Genomic DNA, 15,024 nt, shown 5'->3' on the forward strand with positions numbered 1-15,024 from the left:
GGAGGGAGCCTAACCGGTTACGACAACTGGCCTTCGTAGTCCGGGAGTTTGAAGGTCTTCTCGGCGTGGCCGCCCGACAGGTCGGTGGCGCTGTTGCCGATGTTCGCGATGATCGTGTAGCCCTTGTTCTCGATCGCGGTGCGCTGGGCCGTCTTGTAGTCGGCGACGTCCTTGAAGAGGTCGAAGAGGCCGCGGACGTAGAGGCCGTCGACGTCGTAGCCGTCGTGTTCGAGGTTGTACTCGGTCGGCAGGTAGATGATGCCGGGGCGGGCCGTGACGAAGAACAGTGAAACCCCGTGTTCCTGGGCGTACTTGGCGACCGCGAGGACCGGCTTGTTGGCCGGCTGGGGCCAGCTGAAGCCGAAGTCGGTCTCCAGGGTGGTGTTGTCGATGTCGAAGACGATCGCCTGCTTCTCGCCCGGCTTCGTGGCCGCGATGCGCTGCTTCAGGTAGGGCAGTGCCTGGTTCATCACCGTCTGGCAGTCGGTCTGCCACGTGGCGTAGTCGACGGCGGTGGCGGTCGCCGTCGCGGCCTCCGCGGGGACGCTCACCGCGGCGAGGGCGGCGGCGGTCACGGCGACGGTGGCGGTACGGCGGGCCCAGGGGCGTCGTCTCGTCATGGGGTGGGGGTTCCTCTCACGTCAGTGCGCGGCCGGTGCAGAAGGCACGGAGGCATGGTCGCGGGCGAGGGTGGCGAGAGGGGAACCGTAAGGTTACTGAACGGTAGGCGTACAGAGGTCTGCGCCACATTTCCGCGGTCCGAGGCAACCTCGCCCGGTGACAAGCCGCACAGGCGATTCGACCCCTACTAAGGCGGGTAGTCGTAAGCCTCGTTCGGGGCAAAAAGGACTTTTCGCTCCTGGGCGGGATGGAACCTCATGGGCGTTTTCGCCGTTCGTAGTGCGAATTCTGCTGAACGGGTGCTCTGTCAAGAAGTCGGAAGTTTTGGGATGAAGTACTAGCTTCCGTCGTAGAAGAGCTGTTTGGGGGTTCCTGGGGGTGGGGGTTACCAATGGACGTGTCATCCGGTGGCGTCCGTGCGCCGGGTGGCTTTTCTGTCCCCGTCCCCCGTGAGGTTTCGATGTTCCAGCGCGCCACGTCCCGTTCTTCCCGTACGTCTTCGCTCCGCACCCGGATGGCCGTCATGGCCGTCGGACTGGGGGCCACCGCCGTGCTGGGCACCGGGGTCGCGAGCGCCGCCACCGCGAGCGTGGCGCCGAAGGCCGTCAGCGCGAAGGCCGCCGCTTCCTGGGTCGACCCGGTGAAGAAGTACACGCTCTCCGCGAGCTTCGCCCAGGCCGGCGGCATGTGGCAGTCCACCCACAGCGGGCAGGACTTCGCCGTGCCGAGCGGTACCAACGTCGTCGCCGCGCACGGCGGCACCGTCGTCAAGGCCGGCGGCAACGGCGCCGGTGACGGACCCGCGTACGGCAACGCCATCGTCATCAAGCACGGCAACGGCACCTACTCGCAGTACGCCCACCTCTCGCGCATCGACGTGCGGGTCGGCCAGGTCGTCAAGACCGGTCAGCACATCGCGCGCTCCGGCAACACCGGCAACTCCACCGGCCCGCACCTGCACTTCGAGATCCGTACGACCGCCAACTACGGCTCGGCGATAGACCCGGTCGCGTTCCTGCGCGGCAAGGGCGTGTCCGTCTGACCCGGTCCGGCTAGGCGGGCTTCGAGCCCGCGTGGGCCTGCGTGATCATGTCGGTGGCGACCTCCAGGACGGCCTTGCGCTTGTCCTCGGGGTCGCCTTCGAGGTCCTGCACGGCGAACATGCCGGCGTGCAGCGTGAAGATCGCGCTCAGCGAGCGGACCTGGTCGACCAGGCTCGACTCGGGGTCGATCACGATCTCCCGGAGGCCGCGCATGCGCTCCTTGAAGCGCTCGCCGATGCGCAGGTCCCGTACCGTCGCCTGGTTCTCCTGCATGAAGCGGAACAGGGGGGTCGCGCCGTCGAGCGCGTCGCCGTAGCGCCGTACGATCTCCTGCTTGGTCTCCAGGGTGTGCGGCTGGCCGCGGCCCCACTCGATGAGGTCCTCGATCGGCTTCGTCAGGTCCTCGAAGATGCTGACGAGGATCTCTTCCTTGGTCTTGAAGTGGTAGTAGAGCGCGGCCTTCGTGACGTCCAGGTGCTCGGCGATCTCGCGCAGCGAGGTCTTCTCGTAGCCCTGCTCGGCGAAGAGTTCGAGCGCCACGTCCTGGATGCGCTGGCGGGTGTCTCCGCGACGATGCCGCTTGGTGCCGTCCATGGTGCCGCCCATTCGTCTCATGCCCCAGCAAACTTACTTGACGCCCGGCTAGTTACGGGTCTACTTTCCCTTAGTGTAGTCAACTAGCCGGGCGGCAAGTAAGTAGTCGGCCGGGGGCAGTACATAGGGGAGTGGGAACGATGGCGGACACACAGACGGTCGACACGGGTCCGGAGGAGACCGAGAAACAACCCAGGAGCGTGCGGGTCGTCCTGCTCGCCCTGATGATCACGATGATGCTCGCGATGCTCGACAACATGATCGTGGGTACGGCGATGCCGACGATCGTCGGTGAGCTGGGGGGCCTGGAGCACCTCTCCTGGGTCGTCACCGCGTACACGCTCGCGACCGCCAGCTCCACCCCGCTGTGGGGCAAGCTCGGCGACATGTACGGGCGCAAGGGCGCCTTCATGACGTCGATCGTGATCTTCCTGGCCGGTTCCGCGCTCAGCGGCATGGCGCAGAACATGGGGCAGCTGATCGGCTTCCGGGCCATCCAGGGCCTCGGCGCCGGTGGTCTGATGGTCGGCGTCATGGCGATCATCGGCGACCTCATCCCGCCGCGTGAGCGGGGCAAGTACCAGGGCATGATGGCCGGCGTCATGGCGCTCGCGATGATCGGCGGACCGCTGGTCGGCGGCACCATCACCGACAACTGGGGCTGGCGCTGGTCCTTCTACATCAACCTGCCGCTCGGTGTCATCGCGCTCGCCGCGATCAGTGCGGTGCTGCACCTGCCGAAGAAGCGGTCGCAGGCGCGGATCGACTACCTGGGCGCGGGTCTGCTGACCCTCGGCATCACCTCGATCGTGCTCGTCACCACGTGGGGCGGTTCGCAGTACGCCTGGACGTCCGCGCGGATCATGGAGCTGATCGGCATCGGCGTGGCCGCGCTCATCGGGTTCGTGTTCTGGCAGACCAAGGCGACCGAGCCGGTCGTACCGCTGCACATCTTCCGCAGCCGCAACTTCACCCTGATGGCCATCATCGGCTTCATCACCGGGTTCGTGATGTTCGGGGCGACGCTGTTCCTGCCGCTGTACCAGCAGTCCGTGCAGGGCGCGTCCGCCACGAACTCCGGGTTGCTGCTTCTCCCGATGCTCGGGGCGATGCTCGTGACCTCCATGGTCGCCGGGCGGGTCACCACCAACACCGGCAAGTACAAGGTGTTCCCGGTCGTCGGCAGCGTGTTCATGGTCATCGGGCTGTATCTGCTCTCCACCATGGACACCGGTACGACGCGGTTCATGTCCGGTGTGTTCATGGCCGTCGTCGGGCTCGGCATGGGCTGCCTGATGCAGATCACCATGCTGGTCGCCCAGAACAGCGTCGAGATGAAGGACATGGGGGTCGCGTCCTCCACGAGCACGCTGTCCCGGACGCTCGGGTCGTCGTTCGGTGTCGCCATCATGGGCGCGCTGTTCAACCACAAGGTGCAGGACGTCATGGCCGCGCGGGCCGGGTCGATCGGGTCCAAGGTGACCGAGCAGTCCGCGCAGCTGGATGCGAAGAGTCTGGCGAAGCTGCCGGCGGTGGCGCGTGAGGCGTACCAGCACGCGGTGTCCTCCGGTATCCACTCGGCGTTCATGCTCGGGGCCGTGGTCGCGATCGTCGCGCTGGTTGCCGCGGTGTTCGTGAAGGAGGTTCCGCTCAAGGGGGCGGGGCCCAAGGCTGAGGGTTCTGGCGAGGGTGTGGCGGAGCAGATGCCGATCGTGGAAGCGGTCTGAGTCTGTCGCCTGTTGGCTGAAGGTCCCCCGGATGGTGTCCGCCCCGGGGGGCCTTCTTTGTGTGCGTACGCCTGGGTGTTCGGCTGCGGGTGCGTAGGGGTGCGCTTGCGGGGTCGGCCGCGGGTGCGTTGCCGGGGGCTCTGCCCCCGGGCCCCCGTATCGGCCCTGAAGGGGCCTCGTCCTCACACGCCGGACGGGCTGAAAAGGTCCGGCCTGAGTTGATGAGCACAGGCGGTAGCTGACATTGGCGGGCCGGTGTCGACCAGTCCCGGTGTAGCCGATACGCGCTGGCCGGAGTCGCTGTCAGTGGTGCGTGTCACCATCGGGGGCATGGACAAGATGCGGCAGTTGCGGCTTGCCAAGGACGCCATGGATCGGGACTGGGCCGAGCCCGGGCTCGATCTTGGCGGGGTGGCCGCGCATGCCGGGTACTCGCGGTATCACTTTCTGCGGGCCTTCAAGGAGGCGTACGGCGAGACGCCGGGGCAGTATCTGACGCATCGGCGGATCGAGCGGGCCGAGGAGATGCTGCGGAGCGCCGATCTCTCCGTCACGGAGATCTGCCATCTGGTCGGGTTCAGCAGCCTCGGGACGTTCTCGGCGCGGTTCAAGGCGCTCACCGGGCTGACGCCGAGCGAGTACCGGACCAAGCACGTGGGCCGCGGGGCCGCGCTCATCCCGGGGTGCTACGCGATGCTGTGGGCCGGCGGTTTCCCCAGCGCAACTTTGAAGAAGCGTCGCGCCGGCCGCCCTGCCTACGGTGAGGAACAGGAAGCAGTTCCACCCTCACCCGACTCGTCCGACAGGAGTGCGGAAACATGATCCAGGGCCTGGGCATCGCCACCGTGTGGACCTTCGACCAGCAGCGCACCAAAGCCTTCTTCACCGAGAAACTCGACTTCGAGATCCGCGACGAGATCTCGATGGGCGACATGCAGTGGGTCACCGTGGGCGCCAAGAACCAGCCCGCCCTCGCGCTCACCCTGATGAGCCTGGACGGCCCGGGCCTCGACCCGGAGTCCGCCGAGGCGCTGAAGAAGCTCGTCGGCAAGGGAGCGATCGGGGCAGGAGCGTTCACCACCGACGACTGCCGCGGGGACTACGCCACCTTCAAGGCACGCGGCGTCGAGTTCCTCCAGGAGCCGACCGAGCGGCCGTACGGCATCGAGGCGATCTTCCGCGACGACAGCGGCAACTGGTACTCGCTGACCGAGCGCCGCGCGGAGCTGGACTTCTCCAAGGACTTCGCGTGAGCCCGGAGCAGGCGGGGGAGGTGAGGAAGGTTGTCGAGGTCGAGCCGGATCACACCGCCGTGCGGGTCGCGCTGTGGCGGGCCCTGCACGTCCGGGCCGATCCGCCGCCGCATGTCATCGAGGACGAGGTCGGGCTCGCGCTCGCCGACCCCGGGGACGACTGGCGGGAGCGTCCCGACATGGACGTCGAGGCCACGCGCCGGGTGCGGGCGTCGATCGTGGCGCGGGCCCGTTTCGTCGAGGACGTGGTGGAGGAGCAGGCCGGGCGGGGGGTCGATCAATACGTCGTGCTCGGTGCCGGGCTCGACACCTTCGCCCAGCGGCGGCCCGAACTGGGCGGCAAACTCCGGGTGTTCGAGGTCGAGCGGCCCGGCACGCAGGCGTGGAAACGGCGGCGGCTTGCGGAGTTGGGCCACGCCGTCCCGGACTGGCTGCACTTCGTACCAGTGGACTTCGAGGGCGACTGGTGGGGCCAGCTCTCCGCCGCCGGCCTCGACACCGACCGCCCCGCCGTCGTGGCCGCGACCGGCGTGACGATGTACCTCACCCTCGACGCCATCACGACCATGTTCCGCAGGGTCGCCGGCCTCGCCCCGGGCTCCACCCTGGTCACCACGTTCCTCCGCCCCGTGGACGACGTAGAGCCGGAACAGCGCGCCCAGTTGGAGGTGGCCGTCCGGGGAGCCCGCGCCGCCGGGACACCCTTCCTGAGCTTCTTCACCCCGGAGCGGATGCTGGAGCTGGGGCGTGAGTGCGGGTTCCGGGACGTTCGGCATGTGCCGGCGGCGGAGCTCGCGGAGCGGTATTTCGCGGGGGTGGGGGATGGAGCGATGCCGTCTCGGGGGGAGGAGGTGATGGTGGCCGGTACGTGAGAGCCGACCCCTCGTCCTCTACGGCAGCATCGGATAACTCCCCGTACTGGTAGGCGCGTGCTCCGGCAGCCACAGCACCGCCACCGCCCCCTCCGCGGGAATGTGGTCCGGCGCCCCCGCAGGCCGTACGTTGCGGAAGGTCAGGCGGGCGCCGAGGACTCGGGCCTGGCCGGCGGCGATGGTGAGGCCCAGGCCGTGGCCGTGGCCCGCGCGGTCCTTGCTGCCGGTGCGGAAGCGGCTGGGGCCCTCCGCGAGGAGTTCCTCGGGGAAGCCGGGGCCGTGGTCGCGGACGCGGATGACCCGGCCCTCGACGGAGACCTCGATCGGCGGCTTGCCGTGGCGGGCCGCGTTGGCGAGGAGGTTGAACAGGACGCGCTCCAGGCGGCGGGGGTCGGTGGTGACCTCCGACTCGTGCACGACGTGGACCACCGCGTCCGGGTCCTTCGCGATGACCCGGCGGCTCACGAACTCGCCCAGCATGAGGTCCTGCAGCTCGGCCCGCTCGGACGCCCCGTCGAGCCGGGCCACCTCCAGCACGTCCTCGACGAGCGTGCGCATCGCCTTCGCCCGGTCCAGGACCAGTTCGGTGGGGCGGCCGGGCGGCAGGAGTTCGGCCGCCGTCAGCAGGCCCGTCACCGGGGTGCGCAGCTCGTGCGCGATGTCCGCCGTCACCCGGCGCTCGGCCTCGAGTCGCTGCTGCAGCGCGTCCGTCATCGCGTCCACGGCACGCGCGAGGTCGTCGGTCTCGTCCCGTACGACCCCGCCGATCGCGTCCCGCACCCGTACGTCCGTCTCGCCCTTGGCGACCTGGTTCGCCGCCGCCGCGGCCTTCCGCAGCCGGCGCGACAGCTGGCCGCCGATCAGGACTCCGAGCGCGCTGCCGCCGAGCACGGCCGCGATCGAGCCGATCACCAGGGCCTGGTCGAGGTCCTTGAGGATGTCGGTGCTGCGGTCGGTGAACCCGGTGTGCAGGGACATCACATGGCCGTCCTTGAGCGGTACGGCCGCCCAGATGTCCGGCACACCGCTTGGCCGGTCGGTGACGTAGGTCGCCCGCCGACCCTCCTGGACCTTCTCGCGCAGCGCCGACGGCAGCCTCGGGTCGTCGATCTTGATGCTGGGGAAGTTGGGCCGCCCGGACAGTTCGTAGTTGCGCTGCGCGATCTGGACGCGCTCGTCCGCGAGGTCGCGCGCGTTGTCCAGCATCGAGACGCGGGCCGCGTTGTGCACGACCAGGCTGAGCGCGATCGCGACCAGCGTGCCGACCAGGGCGATGGCCGCGCTGAGCTTCCATCTCAGGCCCGTACGGATGCCCGCTCTGTCCATGAACGACGGCACCCTGCGCTGTGAATTCCCCCGCATACCCCTGCTCAGGCCTTCAACTTGTAACCGAAGCCGCGGACCGTCTCGATCCGGTCCTGGCCGATCTTCGTCCGCAGCCGCTGCACATGGACGTCCACGACCCGGGTGTCACCGCCCCAGCCGTAGTCCCACACCCGCTCCAGGAGCTTGTCCCGGGACAGCACCGTGCCCGGTGCCGAGGAGAACTCCAGCAGCAGCCGCATCTCGGTCGGCGTCAGCGCCACCGGCTGCCCGGCGCGGCGCACCTCCATGCCCTCGGTGTCGATCTCCAGGTCCCCGAAGGTCAGCACCCCGCCGGCGACCGGAGCCGCGTCGGCGTCCGTCGTACGGTCGCCGCCGCTCGCGTGTCCGAAGCGGCGCAGCACCGCGCGGATACGGGCGACCAGGACGGCGCCGTCGAAGGGCTTCGTGACGTAGTCGTCGGCGCCCGCCTCCAGGCCGAGCACCACGTCGATCGAGTCGGCGCGCGCCGACAGCATGATCACCGGAACCGTCGACTCGTCCCGGATACGGCGGCACAGGCTCACGCCGTCCAGGCCCGGCACCATCACGTCGAGCAGCGCGATGTCGGGGCGGTCGGCCCGGAACGCCTCCAGGCCGGACAGCCCGTCGGGCATCGCGGTCACCACGAAACCGTCCCGCTCCAGGGCGAGTTGGGTGGCCTCGCGGATGACGTCGTCGTCCTCGACGAACAGGACGTGGGTCTGGTCTGCCATCCCGGTGCTCTCAGTCCTCGTGTGGGTCGTTCTCAAGCAGGGGACGCCCGGAGCGGCGTCCACGTTCACCGAAGGATCGGATCGGGGGCCCCGATCGGTTCAGTCGCGACCGGTCCGGTTCCGACGGCGGTCGGTTCGGATCGGGTCAGTTCTTGCTGGGGACGGGGGAGGCGTCGCCCCCGACCGCGTTGCTGTACTCGTTGTGCGTGCTGTACTCCTGCGCGAAACGGCCCGAGGTCCAGCGGTACGTGATCACGTTCTCACCGGACGGACTCGACACCGGGTCGCCCTTCTCGTACACCTGCTTGGTGACGACGAGATCGCCGCGGTCTATCTCCGCGTAGACCGGGGGTTCCTCGGCCTTGAACACATTCTCGTACGTCCCACCGGTGTCCCGATACACGTACGAGCCGATCCCCACCGCATCGCCGCAGGTCATCACATTGACGACGACGTCGTTCGCGGTGCCGCCGGTCAGCATGCCGTACGACACGTCGACCGCGTACTCGTCGGCGACGCACGGCTTCAGCTCGTGCTTGACCGCCGCCGAGACCTTCGGGTCGTCCATGACGAGCTTGACCGCGTTCACATGGTCGTCGGCGGTCGCGGACGGGGAGGGCGTCGACGCCTCCGCGACCCCGGCCACCGAGTCGGAGTGTGCCGGGCCCTCGTCACGCGCGCCGGTGCCGCCCGTGGCGCAGCCGGACACCAAAAGGGCGAGGGCGGCGAGCACGACCATCGCCGTGAACGCCGCCTCCAGGCTGCCGCGCACCCGCCCGGGCCCGGGGGTGTGGCTCGGGCCGGGCCCAGGGGTGTCGTCGCTCAGGCCGCGCAACGCTCCCGCTCCTCACGCTCCAGCGCGCGTGCGTCCAGGTCGCGGGCCTCCAGCTCCTCCCGGAGCCGGGCGAGCGCCCGGTGCAGCGTGCTCTTGACCGTACCGGCCGACATGCCGAGGGCGGCGGCCGTCTCTTCGGTGGACATCTGCTCCCAGTGTCGCAGGACGACCACACTGCGCTGCTTCGGAGCGAGAACTTTCATGATGTCCATAAGAAGCGCCCGATCCGCGTGCTGTTCGGTCGCGTCGTCGACGCTCGCGTCCGGCAGCTGCTCGGTGGGGACCTCCTCGAGCTTGCGGGCCCGCCACCACTCGGTCCGCGTGTTGATCATGACCCGGCGCAGGTAGGCGTCCGCGAGGCGCTTGTCCTCGATGGTCTCCCAGCGGCCGTACGTCCGTACCAGCGCCGTCTGGAGCAGGTCCTGGGCGTCGACCGGGTCCGGCACCAGCCGGCGGGCGCTGCGCAGCAGCGCGTCCTGTCGGGTGCGGACGTACTCCTCGAATTCGAGCACCTCGCCCTGCGCCATGATCAACCGCCTCCATCCCCGTTTCCGACCCGCCTGCTGCCGGTTGTCCTCTGCTGCCGCGCCGCCGGTCTGCGGCACACAAAGGAAGCTACGGAGCGGTTGTCACGGCACTGTGCGGAGCAGCCTGCGGAGAGCGCTCGGCTGTCCGTCGGTTGTGTAACGGAAGTAGGTACGGGGTAAGGGGGCGGGGTGTTTGGGGGTGGTACGGGGTGATTTGGGGCCCGCGGGAGTGTGACGAGAGCTGGGTGTGGGCTGTGATGTTCTCCGGGGTGGGACGCGAGTCTGTGAATTGACCGTGTGTCAGGTGCGGGCCGCGGGCAGCCGGTAGAAGCCGTCCGGGAGGGGTTCCACCAAGCCGTCCGACACCAGACCGTCCAGCGCCCTGGCCCGCTGCACCGGCTCGTGCCACACCCGGTCGAGCGCCGACTGCGGCACGGGGGTGTCGGCCGCCGCCTCGCGGAGTACGGCGAGGAGCTTGCCGCGGACCTGGCGGTCGGTGCCGGCGTACGTCTGGCCGCGGCGGGCCGGGCCGTCGTGCTCCGGCTTGCCCGCGAGGTTCCAGGCGCACTGGGCGGAGATCGGGCAGCGGTGGCAGGCCTCGTTCTTCGCCGTGCAGACCAGTGCGCCGAGTTCCATGGACGCGGCGGCCCAGCGGGCGGCGGTCGGATCGTCCGGGGGGAGCAGGGCGCGGGCGAGCTTGCGTTCGGCGGCGGTGGTGGCGTTCGGGGGGTACTGGACGCCGGTGACCGCGCGGGCGAAGACACGGCGGACGTTGGTGTCGAGGACGGCGTGGCGCTGGCCGTAGGCGAAGGACGCGACGGCGGCGGCCGTGTACTCGCCGATGCCGGGGAGGGCGAGGAGTTGCGCGTGGTCGGTGGGGACGTCGCCGCCGTGCCGTTCCGTTATGGCGGTGGCGGCGCCGTGCAGCCGTAGCGCGCGGCGGGGGTAGCCGAGGCGGCCCCAGGCGCGGACGGCCTCGCCGGGGGCGTCCTTGGCGAGGTCGGCGGGGCGGGGCCAGCGGGCGAGCCACTGCTCGTAGACCGGGAGGACGCGGCTGACCGGGGTCTGCTGGAGCATGAACTCGCTGACCATCACGCCCCAGGGGCCGGCGTCGGGGCGCCGCCAGGGGAGGTCGCGGGCGTTGTCCTCGAACCACTCGATGACCGGGGCGTGGAGGGGGGCTCCCTGGGCGGGGGCGTCGTCGGAGGGGGTGCTGTGCGGGGGTTTCGTGGGCGCAGTCATGGCTTACCGATCCTGCCATGGGTGTGGGGGGTTGGGGTGGTGCGGCCTGGGGTGCGTTGAGGGTCGGGGTGGTGCGCGGCGGGTTGCGTTGTGGGGTCGGGGTCGTGGCGGTACGGCGAGTCCGCCGCCGGTCGGGCCCCTCCGTTTGTTGACAGGGGTGAGCGGGGTTGGTGCCGGGTACGCGGCGGACCGCGCCGCACCGCCACGACCCGCTCCCGTCTCGTTGGCGGCTGCGGGTGCGTGGGTCGTCCGTCCCGTGGTTCGCCCGTGTGGCGTCGGTCCCGGTGGGCGGGCGCCGTCGTGCGGGACCGGCTGTGTGGTGGGCTGCGCCGTGCCGCTCGATCCGCTTCCGTTTTGTCGGTGGGTGCGGGGGCGTGGGGCCATCCCGGGCTGTTCCAGGCGGGGTTGCCGGGATGATGATCCGGAAAAGTTGGGGCTGGGGCGGCGGGTGGGGCGAGGTAACTCGCCGATCTCTCGTACAGTTTGCGCCGTGGGATCTCTGCGCAATCCGGTCGGGCCGCTTCCCTCCTCCATCTATTGGCGACGGAGGGTCCTCATGGTGTCCGTGGTCGCCCTGTTGGCACTGCTGATCACCTGGATCGTCACCTCGGGTGGCGGGGGCGGCAAGAACGGTGCGGACGGGGGCAAGAACGGCAAGACTCCCGCTCCTACGATCACTGCCGGACCGTCGGGATCGGGTCCCGCGATCAGTCAACACCCGGGCGGGCGCGACGAGTCGAGTGGTGGCGGCTCCGGCGGCGGCAGCGGGGACGGGACGAGTTCCGGTGGGTCCGGTGCCGGGTCGAGCGCTGGGGCGGGTGCCGGTGGCGGCAGCGGGGACGGGACGAGTTCCGGTGGGTCCGGTGCCGGGTCGAGCGCTGGGGCGGGTGCCGGTGGCGGCAGTGGGTCCGGCGGGTCCGGTGGTTCTGGTGGGTCGTCAACTGCGGGTAGCAGTACGGGTACTACGGTTCCCGCCGACTCGACGTTGCCCAACTGCGTCGGTAGTGCTGTCCAGTTGAGTCTGCGGAGTCTCCACAACTCGTACTCGCCCGACCAGACCCCGACCTTCGTGCTCACCGCCAAGAACTCCTCCGGCAGTGACTGCAAGGTCGATCTCGGGCCCAAGAGCACGGTGTTGACGATCACGGAGGCGGGCGGTGCCGCCGACTTCTGGTCCTCCGCCGACTGCCCGAAGAACTCCGGGAGCGTGTTCTACCGCGTGTCCGCCGGGAGCAGCGTCACGTACACCCTGAAGTGGGACCGCAAGCCGAGCGCCCCCGAGTGCGCGACCCCGCCGGCCGGTTCGGCCGGCGCCGGGACCTACCTGGTGGAGGCGGCGGCCTCCGGCTTCGCCAAGGCCCAGACCTCGTTCGTTCTCGCCAGCGACTAGGGGTGGTTGAGCCCCCGGGGGGGGGGCTGGCGTCGCGGTGGTCGGGTCAGACGTAGCGTTCGAGGATCGAGGACTCCGCCAGGCGGGAGAGGCCCTCTCGGACGCTGCGTGCCCGCGCTTCGCCCACGCCGTCGACCGTCTGCAGGTCGTCGACGCTTGCCGCCAGGAGTTTCTGCAGGCCGCCGAAGTGCTCGACCAGGCGGTCGATGATCGCGCCGGGGAGGCGCGGGACCTTGGCCAGCAGACGGAAGCCGCGGGGGGAGACCGCCGAGTCGAGGGCCTCGGGGGAGCCGGTGTAACCCAACGCGCGGGCCACGGTGGGGAGTTCGAGGAGCTCCGCGTGGGAGAGGGCGTCGAGTTCGGCGAGTGCCTCGTCCACCGTGCGGGATCGTTTGGCCGTGGGCTCGGGGACGTAGTCGCGTACGACGAGTTCGCGCTCCGGCTCCACGCCCGCGATCAACTCCTCCAGCTGGAGGGCGAGCAGGCGGCCGTCCGTGCCCAACTCCACTACGTACTCGGCGATTTCGGTGGCGATCAGCCGGACCATCTCCAGCCGCTGGACCACCGCGGAGACGTCCCGGACCGTCACCAGGTCCTCGATCTCCAGCGCTGACAACGTTCCCGCCACCTCGTCCAGCCGGAGCTTGTAGCGCTCCAGCGTCGCCAGGGCCTGGTTGGCGCGGGACAGGATCGCCGCCGAGTCCTCCAGGACGCGTCGCTGGCCGTCCACGTAGAGGGCGATCAGGCGCATCGACTGGGAGACCGAGACCACCGGGAAGGCGACCTGTTTGCTGACGCGGTCCGCCGTGCGGTGGCGGGTGCCGGTCTCCTCGGTGGGGATGTCCGGGTCGGGGACCAGCTGGACGCCCGCCCGGAGGATCTTGGAGAGGTCGGACGACACCACGATGCCGCCGTCGAGCTTGCACAGTTCGCGCAGGCGCGTGGCCGTGAACTCGACGTCCAGGATGAAGCCGCCCGTGCACATCGCTTCGACGGTCTTGTCGGAACCGAGCACGATGAGGCCGCCCGTGTTGCCGCGGAGGATGCGCTCCAGGCCGTCGCGCAACGCCGTGCCGGGGGCCACGGCGCTCAGTGAGGCGCGCATCAGGCCATCGCCGCCGGACTTTCCGGGAGCTGACGCCCGGTCGTTGGCTGCCACTGCACTCCTCCGGTCGCAGGTGTTTCCGGTGCTCCCGTTTCCGTGCACTCTCTTCGTACGGACGGGCGAGACCAGGGCAAAGTCTACCGGCGGTCCTCGTCGTCCCGTGGGGCCTCTCGCTTACGGGAGCGCGGGAGGACCCGGAGAGCGTCTCCTATGTCGGCCACTTCGATGACCTTCATGCCCGCCGGGATCTTGCCCGGGTCGCTCGGGACGAGGGCGTGGGTGAAGCCCAGACGGTGCGCTTCGGAGAGCCTGCGCTGGACGCCCGTGACCCGTCTGACCTCGCCCGCGAGGCCCACTTCGCCGATCGCCACCAGGTTCTTGGGGAGGGGGGTGTCGCTCGCCGCGGAGGCCAGGGCGAGCGCGATGGCCAGATCCGCGGCCGGCTCGGAGAGCTTCACGCCGCCGACCGTCGCGGAGTAGATGTCCCGCTTGCCCAGGGCGCTGATCCTGCCGCGCTGCTCCAGGACCGCGAGCATCATCGAGACGCGGGAGGTCTCCAGGCCCGAGGTGGTGCGCCGCGGGGAGGGGATCTGGGAGTCGACCGTGAGCGCCTGGACCTCGGCGACCAGGGGGCGGCGGCCCTCCAGGGTGACCGTCAGACAGGTGCCGGGGACCGGCTCCGCGCGGCGGGTCAGGAACAGACCGCTGGGGTCGGCCAGCCCGGTGATGCCCTCGTCGTGCAGCTCGAAGCAGCCGACCTCGTCGGTCGTGCCGTAGCGGTTCTTGACGCCCCGTACGAGACGCAGGCGGGCGTGGCGGTCGCCCTCGAAGGAGAGCACCACGTCCACCAGGTGCTCCAGGAGGCGGGGGCCGGCGATCGCGCCGTCCTTGGTGACGTGGCCCACCAGGAGGGTGGACATGCCGCGCTCCTTGGAGGCGCGGATCAGCGCGCCGGCCACCTCGCGGACCTGGGCCATGCCTCCGGGGGCGCCGTCGATCTCCGGGGAGGCCACCGTCTGCACGGAGTCCAGGATGAGCAGGGAGGGCTTCACCGCGTCCAAGTGGCCCAGGATCGTGGCCAGATCGGTCTCGGCGGCGAGATACAGGTGGTCGTCGATCGCCTTGATGCGGTCGGCGCGCAGCCGGACCTGGCTCGCCGACTCCTCACCGGTGACATAGAGCGTGCGGTGCTCCTCGCTCGCCGACTTCGCCGCCACGTCCAGGAGGAGGGTCGATTTGCCCACGCCCGGTTCGCCCGCGACGAGGACCACCGCTCCGGGGACCAGGCCGCCGCCGAGCACCCGGTCCAGCTCGGGCACGCCGGTCGAACGGGCGGTGGCCGTACGGCCGTCGACCTGGCCGATCGGGACCGCGGAGGTGGTGACGCGGCCGGGGGCGGTCGTACGGACAGCGGGCGCGCCGTACTCCTCGACCGTGCCCCAGGCCTGGCACTCGGAGCAGCGGCCGAGCCACTTGGCCGTCTGCCAGCCGCACTCGGTGCAGCGGTAGGACGGTCGGTCCTTGGTGGTCTTCGTACGGGCAGCCATGCGTGAACCGTAACCGCCGCCACTGACAACGCGGTCGGCGGTCGGGCCGTGCCCCTTCGGTATCCGGCCACCGCCCGTCGGGAACGAGTCAGGGAGGTCAGGGTGCCGGTCCCCTTTTGAGGGATCGTTTCACCCGTACGGATTAAAAGTGCTCAAGGGGGCGGAAGGGGGCATCACCGGCCGCCTACGG

Annotated in this window: 15 protein-coding genes; 6 read left to right on the plus strand and 9 right to left on the minus strand. The window is 70.0% G+C overall.

Annotated elements, in window-relative coordinates; all coding sequences use genetic code 11:
• Nucleotides 1–17 precede the first annotated feature (17 nt).
• Nucleotides 18–620 carry an HAD family acid phosphatase gene (locus OHT77_RS25300; protein ID WP_328830749.1) on the minus strand — a complete coding sequence of 201 codons (603 nt, stop codon included), beginning with the start codon at nt 618–620 and terminating at the stop codon, nt 18–20.
• 461 nt (nt 621–1,081) lie between these two features.
• On the opposite strand from OHT77_RS25300, the gene OHT77_RS25305 reads away from it, so the two are divergent.
• On the plus strand, nt 1,082–1,663 hold the full coding sequence (locus OHT77_RS25305; protein WP_328830750.1) for a M23 family metallopeptidase: 582 nt from the start codon (nt 1,082–1,084) through the stop codon (nt 1,661–1,663).
• A gap of 10 nt (nt 1,664–1,673) precedes the next feature.
• Here OHT77_RS25305 and OHT77_RS25310 read toward each other — a convergent pair whose 3' ends face one another.
• Nucleotides 1,674–2,270: a TetR/AcrR family transcriptional regulator gene (locus tag OHT77_RS25310; protein WP_328834338.1), complete on the minus strand. Its 597-nt coding sequence runs from the start codon at nt 2,268–2,270 to the stop codon at nt 1,674–1,676.
• A gap of 128 nt (nt 2,271–2,398) precedes the next feature.
• On the opposite strand from OHT77_RS25310, the gene OHT77_RS25315 reads away from it, so the two are divergent.
• The 4 genes from OHT77_RS25315 to OHT77_RS25330 all read left to right on the plus strand — a co-directional run bounded on the left by OHT77_RS25315 (nt 2,399) and on the right by OHT77_RS25330 (nt 6,110).
• The gene (locus OHT77_RS25315; protein WP_328830751.1) at nt 2,399–3,985 is read left to right on the plus strand and encodes an MDR family MFS transporter; all 1,587 of its coding nucleotides are present in this window, start codon (nt 2,399–2,401) and stop codon (nt 3,983–3,985) included.
• Between the two features lie 339 nt (nt 3,986–4,324).
• The gene (locus OHT77_RS25320) at nt 4,325–4,807 is read left to right on the plus strand and encodes a helix-turn-helix transcriptional regulator (RefSeq protein ID WP_328834339.1); all 483 of its coding nucleotides are present in this window, start codon (nt 4,325–4,327) and stop codon (nt 4,805–4,807) included.
• Nucleotides 4,804–5,238, plus strand: coding sequence for a VOC family protein (locus OHT77_RS25325; protein WP_266769776.1), 435 nt, complete (start codon nt 4,804–4,806; stop codon nt 5,236–5,238). Before OHT77_RS25320 ends, OHT77_RS25325 begins: the two co-directional genes overlap by 4 nt.
• A complete protein-coding gene (locus tag OHT77_RS25330) occupies nt 5,235–6,110 on the plus strand; it encodes a class I SAM-dependent methyltransferase (RefSeq protein WP_328830752.1) in 876 nt (291 codons plus the stop codon). Before OHT77_RS25325 ends, OHT77_RS25330 begins: the two co-directional genes overlap by 4 nt.
• A gap of 18 nt (nt 6,111–6,128) precedes the next feature.
• Here OHT77_RS25330 and cseC read toward each other — a convergent pair whose 3' ends face one another.
• The 5 genes from cseC to OHT77_RS25355 form a co-directional block, all read right to left on the minus strand.
• Complete coding sequence (gene cseC, locus OHT77_RS25335; RefSeq protein ID WP_390923493.1) at nt 6,129–7,436, minus strand: two-component system sensor histidine kinase CseC; 1,308 nt, start codon at nt 7,434–7,436, stop codon at nt 6,129–6,131.
• A gap of 44 nt (nt 7,437–7,480) precedes the next feature.
• Nucleotides 7,481–8,188: a two-component system response regulator CseB gene (cseB, locus tag OHT77_RS25340; RefSeq protein WP_328830754.1), complete on the minus strand. Its 708-nt coding sequence runs from the start codon at nt 8,186–8,188 to the stop codon at nt 7,481–7,483.
• 145 nt (nt 8,189–8,333) lie between these two features.
• Complete coding sequence (locus tag OHT77_RS25345) at nt 8,334–9,023, minus strand: hypothetical protein (protein WP_405880119.1); 690 nt, start codon at nt 9,021–9,023, stop codon at nt 8,334–8,336.
• The gene (locus OHT77_RS25350; protein WP_019064956.1) at nt 9,011–9,550 is read right to left on the minus strand and encodes a SigE family RNA polymerase sigma factor; all 540 of its coding nucleotides are present in this window, start codon (nt 9,548–9,550) and stop codon (nt 9,011–9,013) included. Before OHT77_RS25350 ends, OHT77_RS25345 begins: the two co-directional genes overlap by 13 nt.
• 300 nt (nt 9,551–9,850) lie before the next feature.
• Nucleotides 9,851–10,792: an A/G-specific adenine glycosylase gene (locus OHT77_RS25355; protein WP_328830755.1), complete on the minus strand. Its 942-nt coding sequence runs from the start codon at nt 10,790–10,792 to the stop codon at nt 9,851–9,853.
• A gap of 490 nt (nt 10,793–11,282) precedes the next feature.
• Between OHT77_RS25355 and OHT77_RS25360 the strand changes: the two genes are divergently transcribed.
• Nucleotides 11,283–12,182, plus strand: a complete 900-nt coding sequence (locus tag OHT77_RS25360; RefSeq protein ID WP_328830756.1) for a hypothetical protein — start codon at nt 11,283–11,285, stop codon at nt 12,180–12,182.
• A gap of 46 nt (nt 12,183–12,228) precedes the next feature.
• Here OHT77_RS25360 and disA read toward each other — a convergent pair whose 3' ends face one another.
• Both disA and radA read right to left on the minus strand, forming a co-directional pair.
• The gene (gene disA / locus OHT77_RS25365) at nt 12,229–13,287 is read right to left on the minus strand and encodes a DNA integrity scanning diadenylate cyclase DisA (protein ID WP_328834341.1); all 1,059 of its coding nucleotides are present in this window, start codon (nt 13,285–13,287) and stop codon (nt 12,229–12,231) included.
• 137 nt (nt 13,288–13,424) lie between these two features.
• Entirely contained in the window at nt 13,425–14,834 is a 1,410-nt protein-coding gene (gene radA / locus OHT77_RS25370) for a DNA repair protein RadA (RefSeq protein ID WP_266769766.1), read from the minus strand.
• Nucleotides 14,835–15,024: the final 190 nt, after the last annotated feature.

Source organism: Streptomyces sp. NBC_00252 (assembly GCF_036187565.1).
GTDB lineage: Bacteria > Actinomycetota > Actinomycetes > Streptomycetales > Streptomycetaceae > Streptomyces.